At 70.6% G+C, this 873-nt stretch carries 2 protein-coding genes; both read left to right on the top strand.

The features are described from left to right. On the top strand, positions 1 to 537 hold a 537-nt coding region (locus AACY19_RS26605), incomplete at its 5' end, for a tyrosine-type recombinase/integrase (protein ID WP_339454464.1). Next, positions 534 to 873, top strand: a 340-nt coding sequence (locus AACY19_RS26600) for a hypothetical protein (RefSeq protein WP_339454463.1), incomplete at its 3' end; no start/stop codon positions are given. The genes AACY19_RS26605 and AACY19_RS26600, both read left to right, overlap by 4 nt.

Genomic DNA, 873 nt, shown 5'->3' with positions numbered 1-873 from the left:
CTTGTCCGCCTCATGCTTGATGGTGGCCTGCGGCCGGGCGAAGCGCTTGCGCTCAAGCTCGAGGACGTCGCCTACGGCCGCAGGCGGATCGTGGTGCGCCAGCGCGACGACCATCCGCGCGGCGTGCGCGCCAAGGGCTGGCGCGAGCGCGTCGTCGACCTGCATGAGCCGGCGACGCTTGCCGCGATCGCCGATTACGTGACCGCCGAGCGCCCGCGCGACACCGGCAGCCCCTACCTCTTCCTCGTCGGCGGCAACGGGGCGCGCCGGGCTGAGCCGCTCTCCTACGCCGCGCTGGCCAAGCTTTTCGCCCGATCCTGCGAGCGGGCCGGCATACGCGAGCCCTGGATGACCCCGCACGCCTGCCGGCACACGCACGCGACACGCATGTGGGAGGGCGGCATGCGCGAGCTCGCCCTCATGCGCAGGCTTGGTCACGCCTCCCCCGAGTCCACCCGCATCTACACGCGCGTGTCCGACCCGGCGGTCGTCGCCGAGTACCGCCGCGCGCTTGGCCTCGATGTGTCAGCGCCATGAGGGCCGGACCGATCTCTGCCGCCGCAGCAGCGATCGACGAGCACCCGGCCGCACCAGTGATCGCTCAGCACTGCGGCGAGGCAGAGTACGCCGCGCACGTCGCGGGTGTGGATATCTGCGATATGTACAAGCGCCAGCTGCGGCAGATCCACCGCCGCTTCCGCACACAGTGGCCCGATCTTCGCGACTGGCTCGCTGCGCCACTGCCCGAGCGCGTCGGCCGCCTCGATGGCGAGCGGCGGCAAGCGTCGAGCCACAAACTTTCCTATCAAGCGCGCCCCTACATCCACTTTCTCGCGTTCACCGACAGGCTGCGCATCGACTACCCATGGCTGC

The organism is Pseudomonas sp. EA_5y_Pfl2_R50, from assembly GCF_963970475.1.
Classification (GTDB): Bacteria; Pseudomonadota; Gammaproteobacteria; order Pseudomonadales; family Pseudomonadaceae; genus Aquipseudomonas.
The sequence above is the reverse complement of the archived record's forward strand: the minus strand, read 5'-3'. Positions and strand labels throughout refer to the sequence as shown.